This window comes from Xanthomarina arctica (genome assembly GCF_014638915.1).
Taxonomy (GTDB): domain Bacteria; phylum Bacteroidota; class Bacteroidia; order Flavobacteriales; family Flavobacteriaceae; genus Xanthomarina; species Xanthomarina arctica.
Window position 1 is genome coordinate 243,874 of the sequence record NZ_BMFQ01000003.1, and the last position, 25,769, is coordinate 269,642.

At 34.2% G+C, this 25,769-nt stretch carries 20 protein-coding genes and 1 pseudogene; 16 read left to right on the forward strand and 5 right to left on the reverse strand.

Features of this window, described 5'->3' with window-relative positions; translation table 11 throughout:
- Positions 1-651: 651 nt before the first annotated feature.
- Complete coding sequence (locus IEV77_RS12355) at positions 652-1,050, reverse strand: VOC family protein (protein ID WP_188465286.1); 399 nt, start codon at positions 1,048-1,050, stop codon at positions 652-654.
- A gap of 120 nt (positions 1,051-1,170) precedes the next feature.
- On the opposite strand from IEV77_RS12355, the gene IEV77_RS12360 reads away from it, so the two are divergent.
- The 3 genes from IEV77_RS12360 to IEV77_RS12370 all read left to right on the forward strand — a co-directional run bounded on the left by IEV77_RS12360 (position 1,171) and on the right by IEV77_RS12370 (position 3,806).
- Positions 1,171-1,404: a hypothetical protein gene (locus tag IEV77_RS12360; protein ID WP_188465288.1), complete on the forward strand. Its 234-nt coding sequence runs from the start codon at positions 1,171-1,173 to the stop codon at positions 1,402-1,404.
- A gap of 113 nt (positions 1,405-1,517) precedes the next feature.
- Positions 1,518-2,072: a LemA family protein gene (locus tag IEV77_RS12365; protein ID WP_188465290.1), complete on the forward strand. Its 555-nt coding sequence runs from the start codon at positions 1,518-1,520 to the stop codon at positions 2,070-2,072.
- 3 nt (positions 2,073-2,075) lie between these two features.
- Positions 2,076-3,806, forward strand: coding sequence for a DUF2207 domain-containing protein (locus IEV77_RS12370; protein ID WP_188465292.1), 1,731 nt, complete (start codon positions 2,076-2,078; stop codon positions 3,804-3,806).
- Between the two features lie 197 nt (positions 3,807-4,003).
- On the opposite strand, the gene IEV77_RS12375 is transcribed toward IEV77_RS12370, so the two are convergent.
- Entirely contained in the window at positions 4,004-4,768 is a 765-nt protein-coding gene (locus tag IEV77_RS12375) for a hypothetical protein (protein ID WP_188465294.1), read from the reverse strand.
- 477 nt (positions 4,769-5,245) lie between these two features.
- Between IEV77_RS12375 and IEV77_RS12380 the strand changes: the two genes are divergently transcribed.
- From IEV77_RS12380 to IEV77_RS12405, 6 genes are all read left to right on the forward strand, one after another.
- Positions 5,246-6,673, forward strand: coding sequence for a M20 family peptidase (locus tag IEV77_RS12380; protein ID WP_188465296.1), 1,428 nt, complete (start codon positions 5,246-5,248; stop codon positions 6,671-6,673).
- 119 nt (positions 6,674-6,792) lie between these two features.
- On the forward strand, positions 6,793-8,232 hold the full coding sequence (locus IEV77_RS12385; protein ID WP_188465300.1) for a flavin-containing monooxygenase: 1,440 nt from the start codon (positions 6,793-6,795) through the stop codon (positions 8,230-8,232).
- Positions 8,233-8,529: 297 nt separating this feature from the next.
- Positions 8,530-9,555 (forward strand): LVIVD repeat-containing protein, encoded by a 1,026-nt coding sequence (locus IEV77_RS12390; protein ID WP_188465301.1) that lies wholly within the window; start codon positions 8,530-8,532, stop codon positions 9,553-9,555.
- A 283-nt stretch (positions 9,556-9,838) separates the two neighbouring features.
- Complete coding sequence (locus IEV77_RS12395; RefSeq protein WP_188465303.1) at positions 9,839-10,459, forward strand: DUF4240 domain-containing protein; 621 nt, start codon at positions 9,839-9,841, stop codon at positions 10,457-10,459.
- 259 nt (positions 10,460-10,718) lie between these two features.
- The gene (locus tag IEV77_RS12400) at positions 10,719-11,372 is read left to right on the forward strand and encodes a hypothetical protein (RefSeq protein WP_188465305.1); all 654 of its coding nucleotides are present in this window, start codon (positions 10,719-10,721) and stop codon (positions 11,370-11,372) included.
- A 94-nt stretch (positions 11,373-11,466) separates the two neighbouring features.
- On the forward strand, positions 11,467-12,003 hold the full coding sequence (locus IEV77_RS12405; protein WP_188465307.1) for a hypothetical protein: 537 nt from the start codon (positions 11,467-11,469) through the stop codon (positions 12,001-12,003).
- Positions 12,004-12,033: 30 nt separating this feature from the next.
- Here the strand turns inward: IEV77_RS12405 and IEV77_RS12410 are convergent, their stop codons facing one another.
- A complete protein-coding gene (locus IEV77_RS12410) occupies positions 12,034-13,776 on the reverse strand; it encodes a leucine-rich repeat domain-containing protein (RefSeq protein WP_188465309.1) in 1,743 nt (580 codons plus the stop codon).
- 267 nt (positions 13,777-14,043) lie between these two features.
- On the opposite strand from IEV77_RS12410, the gene IEV77_RS12415 reads away from it, so the two are divergent.
- The 7 genes and pseudogenes from IEV77_RS12415 to IEV77_RS12445 all read left to right on the forward strand — a co-directional run bounded on the left by IEV77_RS12415 (position 14,044) and on the right by IEV77_RS12445 (position 22,534).
- On the forward strand, positions 14,044-16,206 hold the full coding sequence (locus IEV77_RS12415; protein ID WP_188465311.1) for an ankyrin repeat domain-containing protein: 2,163 nt from the start codon (positions 14,044-14,046) through the stop codon (positions 16,204-16,206).
- A 130-nt stretch (positions 16,207-16,336) separates the two neighbouring features.
- Positions 16,337-16,810: pseudogene (locus IEV77_RS12420) on the forward strand (SPFH domain-containing protein); the annotation flags it as partial.
- A 101-nt stretch (positions 16,811-16,911) separates the two neighbouring features.
- Positions 16,912-18,123 carry a leucine-rich repeat domain-containing protein gene (locus IEV77_RS12425; protein ID WP_188465315.1) on the forward strand — a complete coding sequence of 404 codons (1,212 nt, stop codon included), beginning with the start codon at positions 16,912-16,914 and terminating at the stop codon, positions 18,121-18,123.
- Positions 18,124-18,204: 81 nt separating this feature from the next.
- Positions 18,205-19,491, forward strand: coding sequence for a short-chain dehydrogenase (locus IEV77_RS12430; RefSeq protein WP_188465317.1), 1,287 nt, complete (start codon positions 18,205-18,207; stop codon positions 19,489-19,491).
- 11 nt (positions 19,492-19,502) lie between these two features.
- On the forward strand, positions 19,503-20,132 hold the full coding sequence (locus tag IEV77_RS12435; protein WP_188465319.1) for a hypothetical protein: 630 nt from the start codon (positions 19,503-19,505) through the stop codon (positions 20,130-20,132).
- A 182-nt stretch (positions 20,133-20,314) separates the two neighbouring features.
- Complete coding sequence (locus IEV77_RS12440; RefSeq protein WP_188465321.1) at positions 20,315-21,130, forward strand: hypothetical protein; 816 nt, start codon at positions 20,315-20,317, stop codon at positions 21,128-21,130.
- Between the two features lie 24 nt (positions 21,131-21,154).
- Positions 21,155-22,534, forward strand: a complete 1,380-nt coding sequence (locus IEV77_RS12445) for a leucine-rich repeat domain-containing protein (protein WP_188465323.1) — start codon at positions 21,155-21,157, stop codon at positions 22,532-22,534.
- A gap of 123 nt (positions 22,535-22,657) precedes the next feature.
- On the opposite strand, the gene IEV77_RS12450 is transcribed toward IEV77_RS12445, so the two are convergent.
- The gene (locus IEV77_RS12450) at positions 22,658-24,427 is read right to left on the reverse strand and encodes a TPR end-of-group domain-containing protein (protein WP_188465326.1); all 1,770 of its coding nucleotides are present in this window, start codon (positions 24,425-24,427) and stop codon (positions 22,658-22,660) included.
- Between the two features lie 132 nt (positions 24,428-24,559).
- Positions 24,560-25,678 (reverse strand): DKNYY domain-containing protein, encoded by a 1,119-nt coding sequence (locus IEV77_RS12455; protein ID WP_188465328.1) that lies wholly within the window; start codon positions 25,676-25,678, stop codon positions 24,560-24,562.
- Positions 25,679-25,769: the final 91 nt, after the last annotated feature.

Here is a 25,769-nt window from a genome sequence, read left to right on the forward strand (position 1 = left end):
AATAATGGCTACAGTTAATACGGGTTAAGGGGTTATGATTTATTTTGTTGGTGCATCAGAGGATGATGATAACTGGGGTTGTCTTGAACCACCTACCAAACCTTATATTTAAAACTACTTGATAAAGTTCAAAAAGAAAGTTATTGGTTCCAGAATAGAATCTTGTTGGAAATATAAGAACTCTTTTAATTCGATATAAATAAAGATTATTGTTACACTTACCAAATAGATTATAGGGTAAAGACTCTCAATAAAATAAATGCAGAAAGTGACAATTGGATTAAGTTTTATAAAGATGCCGGACACCAAATTTATTAGACCTGTACATTTTGACTTTAGATAGAAAAAACACAAACCTACAAGAGAACCATATGCACATGCAAAAAAAGCAATGAACTACTAATTAGAAACAAAATAATTAGCGCATCCAGGACAGGTATTAGATATTTCACCTAAAAAAACAACTAGTATTTTTAAAGTAAATAATTATACATTTTTTCTCTGCCTATCTATTTCTAAATCTGATGCCATATTCGCCATAAATTTCACCAACTCTTGTTGATCTTCATTATTAACAGTTTTATCCACAATTCTCACTCTACAGTATTGATTATTATTCATTATGCTTGATTTTTATATATTATTTTTATCTTAAATATTTGAATTTACCATCCAATTAATTCCGTATTTATCCGTGCATCGTCCAAAATAACCCCATTCTCTTTCTCTAAAATTGTGATGTACCTTTCCTCCTTCAGATAAACTATTAAATAATTGTTCAGCCTCATTTTTATCATTAATTTCAACACTCATGTGAATTTGATTGCCATGATTAATAGGGGTGTCAGGGGAAGCATCGTAGGCCATTAAATGCACCCCTTTTCCTACCAATTCTGCATGTTGTAATTTTTGACGATATGATGATGGGACATCGATTTTTTTATCCTCATATGACTGACGATTTTGAATTTTTGCTTTAAAAAGTTCTGCATAAAAATTGAGAGCTTCCTGACAGTTACCATTGAAAGCTAAATAGGCTTGTATTTGCATTTTATTATGTTTTTTATTATACCATTTTTTTATATACTGCAAATTACAATGTCATGCATAGAAACCTTTACTCAAAAAATCTAAATTTTAATTCAATCAATAAAACGGAAGCCAATAAATATGACACTAGGTGTTTTGAACTTTAGTTTTGAAAGTTTAGAACCTGCTATAGAACTCTCCCCTATTTTCTTCTTAGAAGTAAAAACTGGCACAGCAACTTTTACGCTTGAACCAGAACACGTTCTTGTTCCTGCTTATTTTTGGGTTGCGGTTTTAGGCTTGCACTCTTATGAGGTGATAGTCGATGAAGTTTATGGATTTGGCATTCCTATTAGGGTAGGAGTTTTCGATTGATTGGGGTAGCAAAGCTTTTGAATAATAAAACTCTAGATATTAAATTTAAAATGAATGAATTACTATTTTCATTAATTTAGTATATCTTTAATTCATAAAAATAATTACATACTATGATACTCTTATTTGCAATAATTGGTTTTGTATTATTGGCCGCATTTTATGGTGTTGGTATTTACAATAGATTGGTAACCTTAAAAACACTTGTGGCAGAGGCTTGGAGTGGTATAGACGTGCAATTAAAAAAGCGTTACAATTTAATTCCGAACTTAGTAGAAACAGTAAAAGGCTATGCCAAGCACGAAAAAGAAACTTTTGAGAATGTTACAAAAGCGAGAAATCAAGCGCAAAGCGCTACTACGGTCGAAGGTCAACAAGCTGCTGAAAACAACTTAAATAAATCTTTAATGAATTTATTTGCTGTTGCTGAACAATATCCTGATCTAAAAGCCAATGTCAATTTTTTGAGTTTGCAAAAGGAATTGTCTGTTGTGGAATCTGATATTGAAAAATCTAGAAGATATTATAACGGAACCACTCGAGATTATAACATTTTAATTGATTCTTTTCCTTCAAATATCATCGCTGGGATGACTAATTTTAGTAAAGCCGCATTTTTTGAAATTGATACAGATGCTGAACGACAAAACCCACAAGTAAAATTTTAAGCGTTGAAACAACTCTTTTGTCTTATATTACTGATTACGAGTTCCTTTTCTTTGTTTTCACAAAGTGAAAGAGTGCTTTCGTTTCATTCTGACATTCAGGTAGATACTTCCAGTGTTATAACTGTCACCGAGTCCATAAAAATTTATGCGACAGGAACTATTTTTAAACGAGGAATTACCAGAACGATTCCTACTGAAAGCCTTGATAGTTTAGGGAGAAAACATAAACTAGATTTTAAAATTTTATCTATAGAAAGAGATGGTAGCGTTTCCAAATACCATACTGAAAAAGGTTCTGGTAGTATTACCATTTTTGTGGGAGAACAAGATGTTTTTTTAACTGAAGGGGAATATCACTACAGCATTAGGTATCGTGTAAGTAATCAAATACGCTTTTATGATACTTACGATGAGATTTACTGGAATGTAAATGGTTTTGATTGGGATTTACCTTTTGATGAAGTTTCAAGTCTGATTACGCTTCCTACCGGGGGAAACATTATTCAGAATTCCTGCTATACTGGAAGTTATGGTAGTAACAGTACTAATTGTAGTTCCACAAACTTATCTGAGACTAGCATTCGTTTTAGTTCAGAGAATTTAAGTGCTGGAGAAAACTTGACTGTAGCAGTAGGTTTAAAAAAAGGTACTGTAAACCAACCTCCTCCACCCCCACCACCAACATTTTTTCAAAAATTTGGAGCCCACATTTTGAGTGGCCTTATAAGTTTCTTGCTTTTATTTTATTATGGATTTACCTGGTTAAAATTTGGTAAGGATCCTGCAAAGCCATCGGTTTATCCTCAGTTTGAGGTGCCTGAAAAAATGACACCTGCATCTGTTGGAATGATAGATAAACAGCGTTATTATGGAGATTTGATTACTGGATCTATTTTGAATTTAGCAGTTAAAGGCTATCTTAAAATTGAAGAGGATGTTGAAGAATATATTTTCGGATTGTTTAAAAGCAAGCGATATCTCATTCATAAGTTACAGGCCGATACAGGAACGCTTTATAACGAAGAAAAAGTTCTCCTTTCTAAATTATTCTCGAATGAATCTACCCTAGTCTTAGATGGTAAATACAATAAAACAATAGAAAGCGCGGTTACTGCATTTAAAGCATCCTTAAAAAAACAACATCATGGGTTGATTTATCAAGGCTCTCATTTAAAGTTTTGGATCGTTCCCATTTTGGCTATGGTTGCTTACGGTTTCTTATTTATATTTTTAGCTTCCAGCTATTTTCAAGGAGACCATGATGTCTTGGTATTCATTTTATTTATTGTTTTAAACATTGTTTTCTTTTTAATTTATCAATATTTAATTAGGAAACCTGCAGTGGAAAAATTGAGACTTAAATCTTTAATTGAGGGTTTTAAAATGTATATGAATGCGGCAGAAGACAAACAAATTGCCCACTTTAATCCACCCAATTTAACACCAGAAATTTTTGAAAGATTATTGCCATACGCGGTTGTTTTAGGAGCCGAAGATATTTGGGGTGAAAAATTTCAAAACTTGATTGACAAATCCCTTATGGATCATACCTATCAACCCACATGGTATGCTGGGAACATTGTAAACTTCTCCACATTTAATCGCACATTAAACTCCTCTTTATCTAATGCCATCAGTAGTTCTGCAACACCACCATCAAGTAGTGGCAGTGGTTCTGGTGGTGGAGGCTTCTCTGGAGGTGGCGGCGGCGGAGGCGGTGGAGGCGGTTGGTAGGAAGTAGCCCTCTTGTCCATTTATCCATTGATCTTATTGAAACAAAAAAAAGAATAAGCGTCACAATTTCTGCTGAAATTATAGAATTTAAATAATATAAAAGGGACAGAAAAATTTCTGTCCCTTTTATTTTTAACTGTAGATGAATTTCTTTTAAACAATTAAATTCCAGTACTAAAAAGATACCGGTCTTTACCTTATTTTAAATACTGTTTTAGTAATTTTTTAAGGTGCATGATATCTTTATCCTTATCACGACTTAGATTCATTTTATCATCGCATTCAAATAAGGCATAATCGATTTCAATTAAATTGATATTCTTCTTTTTCAGGACATCTCTACGTCTTTTATTGTATTTTTCAATTTGTTCGCTACGCGTGATACCACTTACCGTCATAACATCCAGTTTTTCTAAATGTTCTTCTGTTTTATTTCCCTTTTCTATAAATTCGATGGCTACATTAGCATCTTCATAAAAGGCTGCCACAGGTAATTTTGTTCTTGTTTTTCCTCTTTTATGCATATCTCCTAACAAATTAGAAAAGGTATGCTTGCGTGATGCTTTTTCACCAAGCAATTGGTCGCAAAGATCTATAATATAGAACTCATCACTATTTTCTCTTTTTTCTTTCGATTTCTCTTTTTTAGAAACGGCCGTTATCGCTTCATTTGGAGTGAAGGTTGCTCCTTCTCTTACCAAATACCAATAGATATTTGTTTCAGTTCGTTGGGCGTGAACAGAAGGGATTGTATCTAGGACATTCTCCTTATCTAAAGCACGTAAAAATTTTCTAAGGGGTAAGCCTTTTTTTTGGTCCTTTGTAAAAACACCTGCTTGTATTAAATCTTGCATGATGTCTTTTGCTGGAATCCAATCTGTATCCGTATGTGTTTTAAAGTAATTTTCTATTACTTTATTTATTTGAGTAACTCTATCTTCGTTCTTACGACTATTCTCCATAATGATTGCTTTTTATACTACTTGTATTGACTACAAATATAAAGCCCGCAAGATACCTTAATATTATTACGAAATAAATATACTTCTTGGTTAATTGCTTATTAAAAATAAGCTAATTTCAATTTATAACAAAAGCATTAAAACATCTTACCTATTATGGATTAAGAAGAAAAGAGGTACCATAATTGTCTGAAAGTCGCGCATAGATTAACATGGTTTGATTTTAACTTATATACCAGGGACATTCCATGCTCTTTTTTTTGTCATTTTATAAATAACCTTAATTCACCCTAAATTTCACTCTAATAAAATCTATTGTTTAAAATATCTGTCTTTTAAAATAAAGCATTTATATTAGTTAGATATTTTAAACAGGAGACGGATGTCATTGTATATATCTATTTTTATGCTTCTTCGCTCCTTCACTCATGTTCTTGAAGCAGAGAATATAATCCATATTGTTAATAATTAAGCCTTATGAAAAAAATAGTACTTTTAATTGTTGGAATACTTGTCATCGTTTTAGTCGTTTTAATCTTCAATACAGTCATGCTCAGCTCCAAACAAGTGGTAACAGAGCGTCTGGAAAAAGTAGAGCTCCCAAATGATGTTTTTGAGAACCTATCAAAGGGCATACAATACCAAACAATTTCTTATAGTGAAGAGGCCATTCCTGATTCGACAGCCTTTTTGGGTTTCCATAGGTTTCTTGAAAAAACCTTTCCTTTAACACATGCAAAGCTAAGTCTAGAAAAAATTAACGACTATAGTTTACTGTATACTTGGAAGGGTTCTGATAGCTCCAAAAAGCCCATTATCTTATTATCGCATCAAGATGTGGTGCCAGTTGACGAACCTACTCTAAACGCTTGGGAAGCTGCACCATTTGAGGGTGTTATTTCTGAAACTGATATTATTGGGCGTGGTGCCATGGATGATAAAAGTACTTTAATAGGCTTATTAGAAGCTGTAGAATTGCTTCTTGAAGAATCCTTTGTACCTACTCAAACTATCTACCTTGCTTTTGGACATGATGAAGAAGTTGGAGGTGCTAATGGGGCTGCTGCCATGGCAAAACATTTAAAAGCTCAAGGGGTGCAAGCCCTTATGACACTTGATGAAGGCGGATTTTTAGGCGAAGATTTGATTCCAGGAATTAAGCAGCCTGTTGCCATGGTTAATCTGGCTGAAAAAGGCTTTGCGTCCTTTCGACTGATTGTACAGACTACTGGAGGGCATAGCTCCGCACCGCCTAGAGAAAACACCATTGGCATGCTGGCTCAGGCTATTGTTGACCTAGAAAATAATCAGTTGCCATATAAACTTGTAGAACCTATAAATTACCAAGTATCTTATATGGGTGCCGAATTACCTTTTTTTAAAAAGGTAGCTTTTGCTAATCCGTGGTTGTTTAAAGAACCTATTCTTGAAGCCTTGAATGCGCATACAACCACAGCTCCTACTATTATTGATGGGGGTATAAAAAACAATGTTATTCCTACCGTGGCAGAGGCCACTATAAATTTTAGAATTCTACCAGGCGAAACTTTAGAGTCTGTGAAAAAACATATTGAAAGCACTATCTCCGATAAAATAAAGGTAGAACCTGTAGGCTTTTTAACCAATCCGTCGCCTGTTTCTAGTATCGATTCGGAGGGCTTTAAAATATTAGAAAAGACCATACGAGGCATGTTTCCGAATAGCATTGTCGTTCCTGGTTTATTAGGAGGTGGTACGGATTCCCGTTATTTTTATGAGCTTTCAGACGATGTGTATCGTTTTTATCCTATTCGTCTGACACCGGAAACGATGACACGTTTTCACGGGATAGACGAAAAGATTAATAAAGAGAATTACCAGGAAATTATTGCGTTTTCTTACCACCTCATTAAGAATTTTAATTAGGTAGCATTTATGGTTGAATTCCGAAAGAAAAAGTTATAACCAAAAACAAAGCATGCTATGAATCGACCAGATTCTCATTTCTGCATAACAAACCCAAATATAACCTGAACACAAAAAGAATGCATAAAGATATTATTATCATTGGAGCCGGGTTATCTGGCATTGGAGCTGCTTGTCATCTCTCCCGTAAAAACCCTGATAAGAGCTATGTTATTTTAGAAGCTAGAGAAGACATTGGGGGCACTTGGAGTTTGTTTAAATACCCAGGGATTCGTTCGGACTCGGACATGTATACTTTTGGTTATTCTTTTAAGAGCTGGGACGCGCAAAAATCTTTTGCTGACGGCCCTTCAATTTTAAAATACATAGAAGAAGCTGCAGACGAAAATGGGGTGAGAGATCATATTATCTACGAACAACGTGCGCTTTCATATAACTTCAATACCAAAGAAAAACTATGGACGGTTTGCACTAAAAATATGGCCACAGGGGAAGACATGATCTATACCTGCCAATTTCTCTTTGGTTGCAGTGGTTATTATAATTATGCTAAAGGTTATACCCCAGAATTTAAGGATCAATCACGTTTTGAAGGGGAAATTATTCACCCTCAAAAATGGCCTGAAGAATTAGATGTTTCTAATAAAAAGGTGGTTGTAATAGGAAGTGGTGCAACTGCTGTTACCATTGTTCCCGAGCTGGCCGAAAAGGGAGCACAAGTTGTTATGTTACAACGCTCTCCAACCTATATTGCTGCTTTACCCAATAAAGACAAGATAGCCGCTGGGTTAAAACGCGTATTCCCTAAAAATCTAGCTTATAAACTTATCCGATATAAAAACATTTTCTATTCGATTGTCTTTTTTAATCTCTGTAAGTTCTATCCCGAACGTATGAAGAATTTTATTATTAAAGGGGCAAAAAAAGGTTTGGGTGACTTTCCGGTGGATCCACATTTTACGCCAAACTACAAGCCATGGGAACAGCGGTTTTGCATTGCTCCAAACGGGGACTTTTTTAAAGCTATTAGAAAAGGAAAGGCAACCGTAGTTACAGACCATATCGAGCGTTTTTCAGCTAATGGTATCGTGCTGAAATCTGGAAAAACATTAGAGGCAGATATTATTATTACAGCAACTGGACTTGATTTAGTGGCCTTAGGTGGGGTTTCCTTTCAAATCGATTCTAAACCATTTGATATCTCTAAATCGTTTGTATATAAAGGACTCATGCTAAGTGATCTGCCCAACTTCTTTGTGTTTATTGGTTACACCAATGCCTCATGGACCTTGAAAAGTGATCTTACTAGCGAATATATCTCTCGGGTATTAACCTATTTAGATAAACATAACTACAAAGCTCTAAAGGCACAAGTTATTGAAACCAATTTAGAACGGTCTCCCCTACTTAACCTGAGCTCTGGATATATTAACAGGGCTGCCAACACGCTCCCTAGTCAAGGAAACAAAGCACCTTGGCGCATCTACCAGAATTATATTTTAGATTATAAAATGCTTCGAATAGATAAAGTAAAAGATAAGCGGGTGCTGTTTTCTTAATATATAAAAACCGCTTTAAAGGAAACCCATAGGTTTTAGAAGTATTTTATTTCAATATGAGATTCACCCTATTCTGATATAAAGCTGAAACACCTTCTTTATTCTGTTCACTTCCTATTGCTAACTAAAGTAAAAGGACTAAAAGGGGTCTTAATATTCATACTAATGATTAAAAAACATCCTCCTATTTATACGTCATTTAATTTAAAGCTTTTATATTAGTCCTCTGAATTTAACAAGAAAAAACATACACTTGTGTTTATTTCCTTGTTAGCAAATATTAAAAAAATAATAAATATGATTAAGTTAAGTAATATCAATACATACACAGAAACCCCTATTCAAATAATTGAGCCTGAGGAAATATTAGAACATGACGTAGAAAGAGACTTTGGCAAATCAATGTTTTTTGATAATACACTCATCACACGTCATACCAATAGATTTAAGATCTGGGACGTGACAGATATAACCACTATCAAACTAATTTCAACAACGCCGTTAAGCTGGGGCGGAGGCCAATTTGAAAAAGAAGGAAATCTTCTCTATTTAGCCTTTGGTGAAGGATTTGGTCTTGATCAAATTTTAGTTTACGATATATCCGATTTAAATAACCCCTTCAAAGTAAAGGTTATTGAAGTGCCTGAGTTTATCAAGTTTATTATTGAATCTGGCATTATTTATTTGATTTCAAGTACAGAGAAAGCAGTCCTTAAAGTGGCTGAAAATCATGAAACAACTAAGATCATTGATTTGTCAAATGAAAATCAAACGATGTTCTTTGATACAGAAACAAATATTAGTAAAAGCGGGAAGAACATTTTCATTACCTCTAGACATGAAGGTTTTTATGTTTATTCGGAATTAGAGAATAATAAGTATGAATTTATAAGTAAAGATAAGCCTGCAAATGGCTATTTACCTAATGATATGCAATGGCTCGTAGCTGATCAAGAAATGCTTTTGATAGGAAATGATAACGTTGTACAATATAATGTAACAAATCTCAATAAGCTTAAAAGGTATAAAGCTGCAAAAATTAAAACGAAGGAAATCTATGGAGCTTATGCAAAAAGGAATCAAGAACTCCTAGTGGTTGGAAACACGGGAGCAAACGATAAGTTTGTTGTGGCCGTATTGGCTCAACAGGAAGAAGGTGGCATTACATTATCTCAAAAACCAAAAGTAGAGTGCAAAATAAAAAAACCTTCTAATGGAAAAATAGTAAAGGGCGATCCTGTTGTAGGGTTCCTATTGAAAGATGATTTTTTGCTAATCATTGGAAGAAACAACGGTTTTTTTCTCTTTAAAGCAACTGAATAACTTTTGTTGAAAATGGTTATAATTAATTCGGATTTGGTGCAGTACTAAATTCTATGGTGTTTTTATAGCGTCCGCCAAATCTTTTTGATTTGGCTTTTAGAGCAAAAAATTAAAAAAAACGCAAAAGTTTTGGCTTTTACTTAATCGAAAAGTTAGCATACTTTTAAACGCTACCTTTCAAACACGTAACGTTATAGGCAATTAGAAAATGAAACTCACAACAATAATATTTACATCATTTTTAATATTTAGTTGCATTCAAAACACGAAAAACAATAACCAAATGGGAATATTTGATAAGCTTTTTAGAAAAAATGAGCCAACCAAAAAAAAATTAACGAAAACTAACAATCAAGAAATTGAAAAGACAAATGATATGTTAGATGAAACAGTATTTTGGAATATTGTTGACTTATCATTTGAGAAAACTAAAAATCAAGATGACCAAGAAAAGTTTTTAGTGAAAGAAATTGAAAAGCTAACACCTAAACAAATGATTGGTTTTCGATTGAGAACTGATAAGCTTCTATATGACACTTACAATTCTGAAATGTGGTGCGCTGGATATATTATGAATGGCGGATGTTCTGACGATGGTTTCGAATATTTCCGAAATTGGATAATATCATTAGGGAAAGAAAAGTACCAAAAAGCTAAAGAAAACCCTGATAGCTTAATTTCTGAATACAACACAAGTACTGAATTTTATGAGTTCGAGGGGTTCTGGTATGTAGCTTTAACTGCATTTAATAATAAAACAGGAAAAGACTTATATGACTTTATAGCTGACGATTTTAAATATAATGAGGGTAACTATCCTAAATTTGAATTCACTTGGAAAGAGGAAGAACCTGAAACAATGAAAGCCATTTGCCCGAAGCTATTTGATAAGATGTGGAATTAAAAACTGGTGGTAACACCATGTAGAATTAATTGCTTGGTCACTACCGAATTACGAACATTCCTGCGGAATATTCAATCTGTGATTTATTTGCTAAATTAGTTGCTTAACCACGATATCAACCATATTCAATCACGTTATAGATAATTTGATGCTTGTAAAAAACAGGATTACTTACTAATAATCTTTACATCTTCAAGTTAGGCTCAAAAAATAAAATAAACTGATTTCATGAAAACTAAATAACAACACCTAAAATTGCATGTCCCAAATAATAACATCCCGACTAAAAAGATTATTGACCATACTCCTACTCCTTTTAAGTTTTACCACTTTTGCGCAATCGCATGTTAAAAATGATACCCTTATGAACAACTTAATGAGCAAGACAAAACTGCAATTGATCGCACAGGCAAACACAATTATAATTTCCAAATATCCCGATTTCACATACGATCCAAAAGCATACGAGATTACCACTTGGGCTAATAGCAAACAGGTTGTGGTTAAATACAGAAGACTTATTAGGTTTACTCCTTTGGGAAAACAAGAGGGTTTACTAGGAAGCACTCTAGATTATGATTTTGAAGTTGATTTAACCAAGCAAACCACTTCCTTTGATACTTGGGGCATGGATAACTTTTACATCCCTTCAGCAGAAGAACAAAAAAAAATAGATTTTGTTATTGAGGCTTTCGGGTTGCCTCACCCACATTTTTACACAAATATTATTGAAGAATCAGAGACGTATCGCATCAACCTAGAAAAAGAATCATCATTCGCGTATTATGTTATCGATAAAACAACAGGGCTACAAAATGATGGTGCCATCCACGGCAATTATGAGCCCATGCCTAAAGATCTGTTTGATAATGCACCCAAATTCCCCGATCCTTTAGTAGAAATTAATGACTAAATTAAATATTGTTTTACCACTGAAATCTATGACCAAGTTATTTACTTTACTCTTATTCCTTTTAAGTTTTGGCACTTTTTCGCAATCACATACTATGACTAACACAAAACCAAACCACTCGAAAATTGAATTAATAGCACAAGCAGATAGTATTATCAATACTAAATACCCTGATTTTACATTTAATCCGCAGGAATATGAAATTACTGTTTGGTTTAACACCGAAATGACCTTGGTTAAGTACCGTCGTATTATTAAGTTTACCCCATTAGACAAAAAAGAGGCTCGTTTAAAATATGATATTGAAGTGAACCTAACAACTCAAGCAGTCTCACCTTTTGATACTTGGGGATTGGACAGTTTTTACATACCTAATAAAGCAGAACAAGCAAAAATAGATTTTGTAATTAAGTCCTTTGGTCGCTCTCGATTTGGTTTTAACAACAGCATTATGGAAGAAACTGATATGTACCGTATTACAGTAGATAATGATGTGGCTTTCGGGAAATACTTTTTAGACAAAACCACAGGTAAAGAATCAATGGGATCTATAGAAGGCAGTTATGCTCCTATGCCAGACTTGCCTGGACTTCAGGAACTTGCTGATCCTTTAGTTGAAATTACAGAATAAGAGGTGTTGATTTCATTTTACTTATGACATTTATTCAAACTCGCTTTTTAATAAAAAATGAAAGCGTTTTGGTAGTGTTTCTTTTAATTCTGTAGGGCCTTCAATTCTTAAATCTTTCATATCTATCATGAGCTCTGGTAAGCTAATTTCAGTTGATGACACTCCAAGAACACGTAAATTGGTTAAAGCGTTTAGGCCTTCGGGGATTTCAGTAATTCCACTATATCTTATATTGAGGTGCGTTAATCCTTTCATTTCTAAAACTTCAAGAGGAAATTTTCTTAAATCATTAGAAGACACAATCAGGACTTTCAGGTGTTTTAATTCCTTTATTTCTGGTGGTAACGCTTGCAAGTCATTTCCATCAAGATCAAGTACTTCGAGTTTTTTAAGCTCTAAAAGCGCTTCAGGAAAAATATTTAATCTACCTGTGATTTTAAGATATGTTAGGTTAGTAAAACGTGTTATTTCAGGATACCAACCCAAAACTTCTAATTGGGTGGTGCCTTCAATATCCATCAAGTCAACCTGCAATGATAAAGGAAGACTCTCAAAACGTGCTTCATCAATACCTTCGGGCAGACTGGACTTGTTACATTCTGATGTTGCACAAGGCCGCACCACATAAACACCACCACCCATACGTTGGTAATGTCCAAAATTCTGTAACGATTCAATAAAAACTAAAGCATTATCAATGTGCAATTCCGAAGGTACTTTAAAAACACGTACCCCTAGGTTATATACCGAACGGTAATCATACTTCGTTACATCTGGAATTTTAAAATGAATGGTTTGCTTTCCTATTTGATAATCCATATAAGCAATACCTTCTCCTGTACCAGGTACAAATATGGGAATACCTTTAATTTCTGCAATCCCTTGCCAGCCTGTAGCCGATAATTTTTGATAACTTGCCATTTTTAAACCATCGTGATTGGCGCCTTTACGAAACACATACGCATTAGGGTCGTTGGTTTCTAAATACATGCTTTTAACTAAAGGTGGCGATTGCGGATATGGATTATCTCTTTTATTATCCGCATCATAATGATCAAAAATCAATGAATAGGTATAACTATCTACCCCTGTTTTTTCATCTTCTTTTAATTTCCCGTAGATGTTAGAGCGCCCAACCGCATCTTGCAAAATATGCCAGTCTTTTTTAATTTTAAAAACGACACCAGCACCAATACTATCATCAAACTTAGTACGCAAATTAACATATTCTATATAATCTGCTTTGGCATATAGTTCGCGAAACGCATCGGCAAATGCTATCCTGTTCATTTTTAGGTCTTGATTGTATATGCCTGTATAGGGTATTTTAGTAGTGTCTCCAGATTCTAGCCAATTGATATAAAATTCTGGTGTAAAGAACTTCCCCGAATAGACCGAATAATTAAAATGCGTATCGAAACGTTGCAGCTCTTGCCCCTTTTTATCCAATAACACGTGGCTTTTCACTTCCACAGGATGTGGGGGCGCATAAGCATCGTAGCGTCTAAAACCAAAAGGCTCTAAACGACTACAAACCAAATATTGCTCACGCTCTGGTAAGTAGAGATAGGAAGGCCTATACGCATTTCCGCGCATAACAGCTGCGAGTTGGTATGCTGGTGCTTCCGTTTGATTGGTTTTATTTGAATGACTATAAATATCGTTTCGAAACAAGTATTTATAGGTTTCTAAATCCTTTAAATCAGATTTTTTAAACACCTGAAAAGCAGTTAGCATCAATACTATTACCCCGCCTATTATGTAATAAATCATTTTATTATTTCTTAAAATTAAGAATATGCTATGCATTCAAAAGTGCTTTAAATCCGTACTATTTATAAACGCAAACATACGTAAATATCACTTACACGTTCCTTTTTTTTGTAGTTGACTGGAACAGAGTCATCAACAATAGTCTACCAAAAATCACAGATTTTTATTGCTCTAATTTTTGCCAAAAAAAGGAGCTTCATTATGGCATTTAATAAAATTTATCTTTTCTTCGTGGGTCTCAAATCTTACTAACCAACTTAAAAGAAAATGGAGAACACGAATAAGTATTGGGTATTATATGCCAACAATAGCGTAAAAAACTTATTATCTATAGTAAAAACCCCTGAAAACCTCAAATTAAGCGACTGGCTTTCAGGTGAAAAAGTAAATATTCCAGAAGGTGAAAATCTTAAAATAACTAAAGAACATGTTGATGGAGATGCATGGGGTGATATCCCTCTTGGAAAAGCACCCTTTTTTTATACTGGTTTCGTTGGTCATTTGAAGGAATTTGGAATCGTTAATATACAATATCAAAGTGTTGATTATGTAAAAGCTGATGGTGAGGTAAAAGACTTTAAACATTATGCGATTAATATACTTTCGCTTATTTCATGCGTAAAAGGGTATGATATAGAGCACCCACCCATAGCAGGGCCTGAACAATTTGAAATAGATGCTTCGAAAACAAAAGACTTGCATATATTTCGTTTAGCGGAAAATCCAGAACTCATTATTATAAGTGATGAACTAAAAACATTTCTATCAGGAAAAAAACTTCATTGTATAAATATGGTTCCAACAACGGATTATTTAAAATCTGAAAACCTATCAATTGAAGCATTAAAAAACACCAAAGAATTAATCAGTTACGTAGAAAAACTAAAGTATAAACGAGAATTTGATGAGGAACTGGTTCTCTCGCTTTTATCCAATGGCGCTGATGTCAACTTTTATAATCCAGGAGACTGGACATCTAAGCCCGTCATCGTACTGGCACAAAACATATCAGACGATACAACCCGAAGACAAATGATAACACTCCTATTTAAATGGGGTGTGGATGTAAATAGAAAATTTCAATATGGCTATCTCATTAAAGAAGCCGCATATGATGGCGATATTGAAGGAGTCAACTTCTATCTAGATCAGGGTGCTGTTAAAGGTTATGAGGAAGCACTTGAAAATGCGCTAGAAAAAGATCATATTGATATTGTTAAGCTTCTAGTCGAAAAAGGAGCAGATATAAACAATCCACCTGCCCTAAGATACTGTTGTGAAGCTTACCGATGTAACCATGAGAAAAATAGTAAAAAAGCGATACCAGGACCTATTCCAGGTATAGAAACTGCTAAATATCTAATTTCGAAAGGGGCAGACGTTAATAATTCTGAGTCGTTCAGTTCTGCTGTTGTACACGATTTTAAGGAATTAGTAATACTACTTTTTGAAAAAGGAAAAACCATTTCAGAGACCGAGAGAGGTATGCTATCACGAGCTAAATCTGCAAAAATGATCCACTTGCTTGTTAAATTAGGATATGACCCTCTAGAATTAAATGAAAAGGATCAATCAACCTATCTAATGGACTCTATATTTTGGGGGGAAAAACAACTATTCAAAGCTTTTTTTAAATATGATATAGACCTGTATGCCACAAACACAGATGGTGAAACAGCTTTTCATTATGGAGTAAGAAGTGAAAATAAGAAGATTGTTGCGTATCTACTCTCCATTTATGACTTAGAACGCGTTAATAAAATATTGCCAGTATTAGGTATTGCAGATAACCCCGCTATTGATGCATTGTTGAAAGAAAAACTAGGAATAGTTACTGTTGAAACAGCAGTAAGTGGCGATGCATATCCCACAGACTTTAGCAATCCTGAGTTCAAGAACTTGAAGGCACTACAAAGTAAACTGAGTACAGAAATTGCTGCTACAAACCAAGAACTGTATAAATCTCTTGCCGAAATTGATCGCATCACTTCAAAAGCACTTTTAAACAATCTTTACAAAGAGATGGAGGAGAACCTTGAAAATTGGGCAGCTATTGAAGTACCCCAGTGCATTGTTTTAGAATATCCGGGAACGGTTACAGATCCTTTTGATGGATCAGCGATGTTCTATGGTTATGAAACGTGTTCAAAAAGTGAAGAAGAAGTGTATAACCTAGAAAACCCTGTAGATCGTTTGAAGGAAGGGGCATTGGGCAGTGAATACTTTTTTGATGAAATTGACGACTTTTTGGAAGAGTTCCCTGATCAATCAACGGAGATATGTGATTATTACAAATATCACGCTTTTATACAACTGCATGCTATTTTTGATAAACTTGAAAAGGCAGGTAAGTTCAAGGTGGACAAACCAACGCTGATTTTCGGAAGAGCGCATGATGAAGATCCTGTGCTTATCTATAAGATTGGTTAAATTTGCAGGCAGAATTGATTGTATATTTTGGTCATTCTGATAAGTATCTGACAGACAATATATAGTGAGGAGCATTCACTAAAATTATAATGACAACAAACCTGAGTTTCTTAAATAGAAGATAATAGATATGGGATTATTTGATAAAATACGTGGCGAATTCGTTGACATCATCGAATGGTTGGATGATTCGAACGACACTATGGTCTATCGATTTGATCGATACCAAAACGAAATTAAGAATGGCGCTAAGCTGACTGTTCGAGAAGGGCAAATAGCTGTTTTCATCAACGAAGGACAGATTGCAGACGTGTTTGCACCAGGGATGCACGAGCTAGCAACGGCAAACCTACCTATCCTCTCTACTTTACAAGGATGGAAACACGGTTTCAACAGTCCGTTCAAAGCGGAGTTTTACTTCATCAGCACTAGAAATATTACTGCTCAAAAATGGGGAACTAAGAGCCCTATTACTTTGAGTGATCAACGATTCGGAATGTTAGAAATCCGTGCGTTTGGCACCTATGTAATTCGTGTCAACGATGCACCTCTTTTCATCAAAGAGATCGTAGGGACAGATGGTCATTTCACGACTGATGAGATTTATATATAAAACCTCAGTTAGGTGGAAGACCGTCACCAAAATGGAGAATATTTCAGAATAAAATTCGATAGAACGAGAATAATAAAACAATCAAATTAAAAATGGATAAACAACCAGTAATGTTCTCGGGTAGAGGTTCGAGACTTGAAGAAGATTTGCTTTCTTTAACTTTAGATGTAACTCATGTCTCTCTAGATGAGTTTTTTGAGCCAAATATTGACTTCTTAAAAGATTGTGTCGATATAGAAGAGATTAAGATATATGCACAATCTAAAAGTCATCATAAGCCTTATCACGATGATTTCACTTTAGACATCTCTGTGATCAGCAATTTTCCGAAGCTAAAAAGCTTGACAATTACTCGCTGCCCTGTACTCGACACGACGCCGTTAGAACAAACGACTCAATTGGAAGAAATATTCTTTGCGGGTGTTAATATTGAGAATCTTGACTTTCTCAATGGGTATAGCGACTTAGTCTATCTTTCGATTTATAATAGTCATGTTAATAATATTGACGTTTTGGCTAAGTGTAAAAATTTAGAATCTATAACTGTAGCTGAGTCTAAAATCACTTCTATTGAGTCTTTATCTAACCTTACAGAATTAAGAATTCTAGACCTTTCGAAAAATCAGATCAGTGACTTTTCTCCAATATATGGTTTGACCAAAATGGAACGTCTTGATATTAAGGGAAACATCTCTACGTTATACCACGAGATCCCTTATGTAGCTCAGTTGGAAAGTAAAGATTTCGTCATAAGAAATTTTACCGATGAGCAATTAGACCATTGGAAACAAATTTTTAGAGGGTGGGCTGTTGAAGGCAAATTACTCGATGCGGTAGACATCATTGCCAAGCGCCTAGTTGAAATCACCGAAAAAGAGAACGAATTCATTTTTGCTTTTGAATCTGATGATATGGATGATCAGCTTCTTAACGTATCATTTTCGAAAGAGACTCTAGATAATCCAAAAGAGATAAACGAGAAAATCCCTGATAGTGCAAGTCAGGTGTCAAAAATCACCACGGAGATATTTATCTACTTCGATGACTATCCTGAGGCTCTAAAATTTGACTTGAAAGAGGTTAAAGCAAAGGATAACCTATTAACATTTGCTTCCATTGGTACTCATGGCCATAAAGTATCATGGGATACTAATAGTCCTGTAGGCGACAATGATTTTTCCATAGTTCGAAAAGGTCAAATGAATATGGAAGCTGTAGAAGCAAACACATTGGGTCAAGTGATCATTGGCGTATTATTCATGAATATTAGTTCAGATGCATACGTAGAAGGGCTTTTAGACTAGAAAATCCTCAACTAAAATTTCCAAAGCCAGAATCAAATAATATCGAAGGCAGCCTACTCAGTCCTTGTAATTAACGACCCTATGAAAAACATCATTCTATCACTATTAATAATCTTATCTATCAGCTGTTCTGATCAAGAAAAAACGGACTTAGAACTATTAGAAAATGACAAAACTGCATTGAAAGAAAAGCTTGATTCTTACAAAGTCACTTCCTACAAATTTGCTAAAATTCTAATTAGAGCATCTGCCGAAAAAGATAGCATTTCACCTGAGTTCATGTCCTTTAAATCAGACATGGATAGGATTTTTAATCAAGTAGCAAAATATGATGTTGAGAATCCAGAGAGCTTAACAATTCTCGATTACATCTCTATCTATCGTGATTATAAAAACATGGAAGGTTTTATAATGAAAACAGACGAAGATATCTTCCCAACATTAACAGACGCTTTTAATGTTACTTACGGAGATTCTATTAGTAAACAAAAAGAGTACGCTACAGGAAAGGAGAAAGCATATATTCAAAATATAGAGCATGCCGTATTAAGTGCTATTGTAATATTAAGTAAAGATTTAGGTAAAGAAGTATCTCTTTATGAATGTGTAAAAACCAATCCCGAATTACTTCCTGATTCTGAAATTAAAACGTTGTTACAATTCTTCAGAGGGTTTTTGTTTTTTGAAAAAGGCCTTTACTATTTATCAGAAGATGAATTAACAAGGAATATAAATTGGTTGAATGAAAATAAGAATATCGATTTAGCATATACCAGATCTATGTTTCAGTGGGGAAATCTTGACAATAAAAAAACGCACATCGCATTTCATTCTTTAAATCATCTTTTCAGAGGTTTTGACAGATTGATGATGGAAAGACAGATTGATGAAGAGCGTGCGTTAAAAGATTTTGAGATTTTTTTAAAAGACAGCAAAGAAATTGGTTTAGACAATGAAATAATTTGGTCTGTAGAAACCTTCTTATATTTAAAAAATGAAGAAAATGAAAAAGCTATAGTTTCTTTACAAAAGCTAAAAACGAGTAAACTACTTTCTAAAGACGACAAAGAGCGGATAGATGAATCTATAGTTTATGTGAATAACAGAAAACCTGGGGAAGTATTAAATGGGGTTTATGACAAATATTTTTTAAGCGAAATTGCGGTAAAGTACATGTTCTCAGTTTTATCTAAAGTGGATTGGGAACAAGTAATGAAAGAACAAAACGTGCCTTATACTGAAGAGATGTTTAAATCCATTAACAACACAACAGAATTTCTACAAAACTTAGAGAAATACTCTAGTGCAGAACAGCTAAAAGAGACTGGAACATCCATCTGGAACAAAACAAAGGGGTTAGTAGAATAATAACTGTAATTATGTTGAGAGATATCATTAAAAAAAATGCCAAATACGGTTTGATTGATAAAAAAAATGGCCAAGAGATCATCAATCCTGAGTTCAAGAACTTGAAGGCACTACAAAGTAAACTGAGTATCGAAATTACTGCTACAAACCAAGAACTGTATAAATCTCTTGCCGAAATTGATCGCATCACTTCAAAAGCACTTTTAAAAAATCTTTACAAAGAGATGGAGGAAAACCTTTCAAATTGGACAGCTATTGAAGTACCCCAGTGCATTGTTTTAGAATATCCGGGAACGGTTACAGATCCTTTTGATGGCGCAGCGATGTTCTATGGTTATAAGACGTGTTCAAAAAGTGAAGAAGAAGTTTATAACCTAGAAAACCCTGTAGATCGTTTGAAGGAAGGGGCATTGGGCAGTGAATACTTTTTTGATGAAATTGACGACTTTTTGGAAGAGTTCCCTGATCAATCAACGGAGATATGTGATTATTACAAATATCACGCTTTTATACAACTGCATGCTATTTTTGATAAACTCGAAAAAGCAGGTAAGTTTAATCAATTTAATGCATCAAAACCTATTCTAATATTCGGACGCGCACATGATGAAGATCCTGTCCTTATCTATAAAAAAGCATAAAGATTTAAGGCTATTTAAAATCTAATAAAAACCAACAAATGCGAGCACATAGAGAATTAGTTTAAGTCATATTAGATGGAAATGCACAAGCTGTTATAGGTGTATTTTCATCCAGAGCTTATGGCTGGATAGATAAATGTGTTCCTTTACGACAATCAGAAATAGATGAAGTTGTTGAGTCATTGCAATTACCAGAGTCAGACTCGGCAGCCATAACGTGCCACACATTAAAAGCTGTTTTAGGTGCTATTGATGAACATAAAGAATACAGCGAAGCGTGGGGTGATGCGGAAGGCATTAAAGAACGAATTGAGGAGTTATCAAAGTCTATAGAGGTTAATAAAGGTTATGAATGGGTTTACCTATATAAGCTAGCAGGCATTATTGAAGACGGTAACGAAGCCTTTATTTCAAGCGCTAGAAAAAAGACCACTGACCCACAACAATTGGCGTTTCTCAAAACCTTTGAAGATGCTAAAAGATCACAAAAACCAGAGATTATCTTAAACACAAAGGATTTCTCATTTATGAGCTCCTTATTAGATGAAGCTATTACACAGGAGTTAGGAATTGATCTTAGATATGGTGCTTCAAACTTTAGCACACCCGAGGAGCGCATGGAAGCAGAAAAGAGCTTTGATGCTTTTGAATATTATGTAAGTAACAGGCCATTTCCTATATGCTTTGGTACGCATCTTATTAATTATGCCATACAAATGGCTGCGCGTTGGGAAAACAAAGCATTTGCAGATAGGGTGCTTCCATTTATCAGTAAAATAATGCCAAGTTTCAAGACTTACACGTCTCTCTCAAGGTTTTACATCACCTACCCAAACAGAGAAAAACATATTGAAAACTTAAAGTTGGCAACAGAGTATGGAGCAAATGATGATGATTTTGGTTGGGTGAGTTGGGACGATAACCCTTGGAAGGATGATGAAGAATCAATAAAATCACAACCTAAATCAATATTTGATTATCCGTTGGATGAGGATTAAACTATTTATTAAAAAAATATTAGAATGAAACACGAAACAAGAGAGCTCGATAATTATTTTCAAAATATGATTTCTGCTTTAGCAGAAAGTAGCAATATGTGGATTATAGAGCATCCTGAAATAGTGGAAAGACTTAATATATGGGATTGGCAATCAGATTTAAAAAAAACAGAAAGAAAGGTTTTAGACCTATACATTCAATCAAACTTTAATTTCAACATTGGTACCATAGCTATTAGTTGGGACAGCTACTATAATTTAGGTGCCACTATTTATTTTGCACCTACTAATGAATACCAGGAATGGAAAAGTGAAGATTGGTTGGACTTTGATATTGATTTAAGTGATATAATCAATCCTATATTTTTAGGTATAGAAGATTGGTCGACCGAATTAGGTGATGAATTAGAACTCTTTAGCAACCTGTTTTCAGGAATAATAGCTTATGCATTTATTAATTCCTTTGAAAGTTCAGCTTTTAAAAAACTTAATAAAACGGAACAATATATATTACTAAGTGCTACTTGTGAAGATAGCGAATTCTCACTTATTCATAATGCTGAAGAGCCTGAATCATACGATTTATACTTTCCTATCAATACACCACCTGTAACTGCTTCTGATGGTCATGGCGTCTTATTTGGACAAGCCTATTCTTATGACACAAAACACATTAGTAGCAATCAAACAAGACTTGGTTTTGTGCCTGATTCCATTGGATCTTTCCAACAGGTAGAAGAATTAGATCTTAGCCACGGGTATTTAAAAAACCTTCCGATAACGATTTTTCTATTACCAAAATTAATGACTTTAAACTTAAAGGCTAACAAACTAAAAACGATTAATGTTTGGTTAGATAAGCTTTTAAATTTAACCAACTTAGATATATCAAACAATCTGCTTACAGAATTACCTAACACGCTTTGCTCTTTATCTAAATTGAAGCAATTACATTTAGAATACAATAAATTGATAACAATACCTAAAGGCATGGAGGTAATGAAAACCCTTGAATTTCTTAACCTGAATAGCAATACTATAGTAGAGTTACCTAAACTACCTGAGAACCTTACTTGGCTAAATTTATATAACAATCAACTAAAAAGTCTTCCTGAATCGTTTAAAAACCTAAAAAATCTTGAAACGTTAGTGCTTTCAAAAAATGCATTTAGTTCTGTTCCTAAAGAAATATTTAAACTCACGTCCTTAAAATCTATAGAATTAGGGGATAACATTATTGAAGATTTGCCAGATGAATTATTGTCTATGCCTAACCTAAAACAAATTAGAGTTTTTCCTAATATATTTTCAATTGAGAAAAGAAAAATACTCCGCGAAAAATATGGTGAAAGGTTATTTGTAGGATATGATACTAGTGAAAGTTCGTTTATGAAGAGGGTATAAATTCAAGTTTTCAAAAACATGAACAGTTATTTTATAAATCTATTCCTGTAAAAATAAATGGAGTCTTTATTTCTTCTTAATAAACCTAAGATTAATAAAGACTCATTTTTTCTATAACCATTTTTATTCATGATTTAAAACACTCATAAATTCTTCATCGTTAAGGTAAGGAGCAAAGTCTGAATCAGCAATAAACTGTTTTGCTTTTTTCCCAAACATAGAGGCACGTTTTGCTGCCATGATTAGATTGTCTCTATCACCCTTAGCAGCAAAATAGCAAGCTAAATTGTAAAGTAAAGGGGAGTATCTACAATTATCCATGTTAAAATCCTTTACTAACACCTCCTCTAGCACTTTTTCACCAATGGCGTAATCCTTCGTATGAACACTTAATACGATACCCATACTTGCTGCAACATAGTTGTTACTAGATGAATTTAAATATGGCAATAGTTTAACACAGAAGTGATCAAAAGTTTTTAACGCTGGGTCATGTTCTTTTTTAACTATACAATCAGCCATTCGCTGTCCTGTATAGGCTGAAATTTGTCCTGCCCAATTTGGATCTTGACCCTGATTCTTAGCTAGTTTTTCCATAAATTCATTATAGGCTAGCAAATCATCATCAGAGTTATTGATTGTTTTAAAGAGTTTATCTAGCTTTCTTTTAAGGGCTGCATCTACTTTCTTTTGCTTAAGTTCTTCTAGACAGTTTGCTAATTTGTCCATAGCCAACTGGGTTTCTTCAGATTCATATAAAAAAAGATTCGAGTTTGGATAGCGGGTTTCAGGTTCAGACTCGGTCATCCATCTAATGATATTTCTGAAATCATCAATAAGTTGGTTTTTGAGTGTTTCGTTATCTGCTGTTAATTGCTCAATAAAGGCATGTGCTTTTTTTGAATCATTGAGATAAAGTGCAATTATAGCATCCCTATAGTCGTGTACACCACTCTTGGGATCTGTTATTAGCAGATTACAATAGAATGTTAACACCTCAAATGAAACTTCTTGGTAGGCTCTGTCACGGATAAGCCTATAACCAAATGAAGATATCTCATCTAATGTTAATTTTAAGGAATGACCTTCAGACTTGAGCATTGGTAATTCTAAGAGTGCCTTTTCGTAATTTTCTATTGGACCATCTTGAAGACTATCTACATAATCTTCTTGTAGAAGTCTCTTAATTTTTGTTTTTTCTAATTTCTTAAGAAACTTATCAAGCTCGGGAACTACTAAACTGGCGTCGTTTCCAAAATTTTCTGGTTCAGAGGTTTCATCGTTCAATTCAAAAAGTAAGCAAGGACTCCAGTCATGATTGTTTGCAAAAAAGTAAAAAGGTTTTTCAATTTTCAGTTTATTAAACGCATCACTCTGTACAACAGCCGACATGGCAAGGTGCATGGCGTAGAACATACGTGCTGTAAAAAGGTTGATAAAATCATCTATTAGCGCGTGTTCACCACCTTCACAGTCAATATAGGTAAAGAGTGGAAAACAAGCATCAGCCACATTAAATCCGCCACAATCACTAAACTCATTTTTACCAAACTGTAAACCACCATCAAAATCATCTCTAACCCGAGCTGTTTTATCTGATTTAAAACCTTTAAGATTAGGCAATTTCTTGAAACTGCTGTAACCATAACCTAGCGCATAGGGTGCCTCATCACCATCATAATACCACTCAAAACCTGCAGCTTGAATAACAACGGTGTCATTATTCCATCTAAACGATTCTTGTAGGGTGTTAATCATATAATTAACAACATTATCCAGCGGTTGTTGATCGTAGTATTCCAAAAGAGGTTCTAACTTTTTTGGCACTTTGGTAAAGGCTTTTCTCGCTAATGTCATTCTTGACAAAAGCTCTTTTTTAATGATATTATTCATATTGTAATATGTCTTATGTGATATATTTCTCTATTATTAATTCCTGTTTTGATGGTATTAATTACTCATAAAAAGTACCAATTTAACCAGCGGTTTACTTATAATTCAATTTTTAAAACGCCTTTTTAGATGCTAATTTTCGCTAATTTCGGCACCGGCATACGTGTGGTTTTTATCTTTATAAACCCAGCTATCTTTCTCTATAGCTCCAAAAGTTTCCAAATCGACACCTTCCATTTTAACGCCCCAGTGATAGACGTGGTTTTTGTCCCGAGCATATTGGTCGTAGTCATAAAGCGCAAAGGTTGCTAAATCCACACCGGCAATTTTCTTACCATCATAGTAAACGTTTTGGTCATCTTTTGCATAGGCTTTAGTAGCGCTTTCTAAGACCATGAAATGCGTTCTGTTGGCATCTTCCATCAATACGCCTTCGTAAATCACGCTATTGTCAAATAGAAGATAGTCCTTATGTAAAAAGGCTATATTATCTAAAGACTCATAACTGAATTTTTTGAGTTGGCTTGGATCTCCTCCATCGTTCGTCCTCAAGTAATCGTAGATAAAATGTGCGTCTGCCACGTATCTTTCATTGAGCATTTTGAATGTTAGAGGATCTATCTCACAGGGTATGATGTCAAAAGAACTTCTTTTATAAACCCTATGGTTGTCTTTGCAGAAATAATCGTTGATGGGCGTGAAAGTCTCATAGTGGACGTCTATCATTTTATAGCCATAAAACCAGTTTTCAGCATCGGTTCCCCACTCCCAATCTTCAGATTCTTTGTAGGTTTCAGGATCTGCACCTTCAAGAACAAACAATTTTTTATCGGTTTTTAAGGTGCTTTGAATCGAATAAGCCATATTTTCAATAGGGATATATACATGGTCTTTATCAAACCCTAATCTATTTGAAGTTCTAAAGGAATGGATATCGACTTCGTCATCAATAATATATTGACAAAAGAAAATATGGTCCTTGTCTTTAGCAAAATCGCTAGACAAAGGCATAAAAGATTTCACATCTGCATCTAAAGTTTGATTTCCTAATTCGAACCAATTGCCCATGGGACTATATCGAATCTCTTTTCCCGATTTACCATAGTAGTAATTATTTGAAATTTCTTTGTTGACTGCTCCGGAAAATGGACTACAGGCTTGCCCAATAAAAGAGGCCATTGCTAACAGGATGAACCCGACAGGAGACGCCTTCGATTTGGTTATTTTTTTAATAATTATATTTAGTATCATAACGGCTAGAAATGCAGTTAAGTAAGGGTGGTTATAGAAAAATTGCATGAGGCGAATATAAACAAACTATTCAAATTATAATACCATAAAA